At 61.0% G+C, this 2371-nt stretch carries 3 protein-coding genes; 2 read left to right on the forward strand and 1 reads right to left on the reverse strand.

The genetic code is table 11. The features are described from left to right. Nucleotides 1-405 (forward strand): hypothetical protein (locus tag WCE35_RS05200; RefSeq protein WP_424592275.1); only part of this gene is annotated, 405 nt, incomplete at its 5' end. 80 nt (nucleotides 406-485) lie between these two features. Here the strand turns inward: WCE35_RS05200 and WCE35_RS05205 are convergent. Further along, on the reverse strand, nucleotides 486-1574 hold the full coding sequence (locus WCE35_RS05205; protein WP_424592276.1) for a TRAP transporter substrate-binding protein: 1089 nt from the start codon (nucleotides 1572-1574) through the stop codon (nucleotides 486-488). A gap of 313 nt (nucleotides 1575-1887) precedes the next feature. On the opposite strand from WCE35_RS05205, the gene WCE35_RS05210 reads away from it, so the two are divergent. After that, nucleotides 1888-2371: NAD-dependent epimerase/dehydratase family protein (locus WCE35_RS05210; RefSeq protein ID WP_424592277.1), on the forward strand; the 484-nt coding region annotated here is incomplete at its 3' end.

Genomic DNA, 2371 nt, shown 5'->3' on the forward strand with positions numbered 1-2371 from the left:
GTGCTCGCGGCGACCAAGGAAATGGATCCGATCACCGAAAAGATTGCGGTGGACGCCAAGCCGGACCCCAAGATCACCGCGCAGCTCGACGGCATCGCGAAGAAGCACGGATTTTCCGGCTACGACGACTACAATAACGTCGTCGACAATATCAGCCTGGTGCTCGGCGGCTTCGATCCCGCGACCAAGAAATATGTTGGTGCTGAAACCCTCATCAAGGCGCAGATCGCGCTCGTCGAAGCCGACAAGAAGATGTCCGCAAAGGACAAGAAGGAGGCGCTGGCCGATCTCGACGCGGCGCTGAAATCTCCGCCGCCGGCGATCGAGAACAAGGGCAATATCGATCTGGTGGCCAGATATTACGACAAGCTCGCCGATGCGCTCGGCGCCAACGACCAGGAATAGGCGCAATCAAACGAAATGCGCGGTCAAAAAAAACCCCGGAGCTGGCTCCGGGGCTTTCCGATTGCCGCCGTGCCGATCCGTCACGTCCGCGTGCGCATCCGCATCATGAAGCTGTCGAAGCTGAGTTCGGCGACCTGCATCCAGGCCAGCGATTCGCTGCGATAGGCCGACAGGCTGCTGTAGAGCTTGCTGAAGTGCGGATTGCTCTTGGAAAGATCCGCGTAGATTTCGCTCGCGGCGGTGTAGCAGGTCTCCAGCACCTCCTGCGGGAACGGCCGCAGGATCGCGCCGGCCGCGATCAGCCGCTTCAGCGCCGGCGGATTGACGTAGTCATACTTTCCGGTGACCCATGTGAAGGTATCGTGCGAAGCGATTTCGATCGCCGCCTGATAGTGCTTCGGCAACGCGTTCCACTTTTCGAGGTTGATGACATTGTGCCCCTGGCCGGTGCCCTCCCACCAGCCCGGATAGTAATAGTACTTTGCGACCTTCACGAAGCCGAGCTTCTCGTCGTCATAGGGGCCGACCCATTCGGCGGCATCGATAGTGCCCTTTTCGAGCGCCGGGTAGATGTCACCGCCCGCGATCTGCTGCGCCACGCCGCCGACCTTGGCGATGATGGTCCCGGCGAATCCGCCGACCCGGAATTTGAGGCCTTTGATATCCTCCATGGACTTGATTTCCTTCCGGAACCAGCCGCCCATCTGGGCGCCGGTGCTGCCGGTCGGAATGGCCATGCATTTATATTCCTTCAAGAGGTCGTTGAGCATGTCCGAGCCGCCGCCGAACAGCAGCCAGGAAATGTGCTGTCGCGTGTTGAGCCCGAACGGCAGCGCGGTGCCGAACGTGAACGCCGGATTCTTGCCCCAGTAATAATACAGGGCGGTATTGCCCATCTCGACCGTGCCGTTCGAAACGGCGTCGAGCACCTGCAGACCCGGCACGATTTCGCCGGCGGCGAACGGTTGGATCTGGAACCGATTGTCGGTGACTTCCGCGACCCGTTTGACGAAATATTCGCAGCCGCCATACAGCGTATCGAGCGATTTCGGCCAGCTCGCCGCCAGCCGCCACTTTACCTCCGGCATCGATTGCGCGATTGCGGGCGCTGCAACTGCACTGGCGGCGAGACCGACGCCACCTGCCTTCAAGAAATCACGACGTTTCATGTGCTTCCCCTCTGTTGGTGCCGCTACCTCGACGAGGGACAACGATCTTGACTGTCGTTTTGATTGTTCGCCGACGGACGACGTTGGATTGCTGATCGGATTCGACTTTCGAAATCTCTTAATTTCCTGGATGCAATCAATCGCGCGATTGCGGACCCCGGGCAGGATGACCAATCGGGGATCGATAATCAAGGGCGTAGCGTTCACCGCAGTTGCGAAGAGGGACGAACCCGGCCAACGAAAGTCTAACAGGCAAGCTGCAAGGCCCGCGGTCATCTGTTAACCAGAGCCGGCAATCGCGGTGGAGCTGGAGATGGCTGAGAAGAAAGTCGTGGTCGCGGGCGCAACCGGGCTGGTCGGAAATGCCGCGTTGCGGCACTTCGGCGCATCCGATGGAATCGAGGTTGTCGCATTGTCGCGGCGGAGCCCGCGCAACCTCTACGGCGCGCGCCATGTAGCGATCGACCTCACCGATCCGGCGCAATGCGCCCGCGCCGCGGCTGAATTGCGCGGAGCGACCCATCTGATCTACGCCGCGCTGTTCGAGGCGCCGAACCTGGTCGACGGCTGGCGCGATCCGAACCAGATTCGGACCAACGACCTGATGCTCCGCAACCTGATGGCTGCGCTTGAACCGGCCGCGCCGGGGCTTGAGCATGTCGCGCTGCTGCAGGGGACCAAGGCCTATGGCGTCCACGTCCGTCCGCTCACCGTGCCGGCGCGCGAAGGCCGTTCGGAGATGTACCAGCAGCCGAATTTCTACTGGGCACAGGAGAATTTTCTGCGCGCCTTGCAGC

It is taken from the genome of Bradyrhizobium sp. (assembly GCF_049691595.1).
Taxonomy (GTDB): domain Bacteria; phylum Pseudomonadota; class Alphaproteobacteria; order Rhizobiales; family Xanthobacteraceae; genus Bradyrhizobium.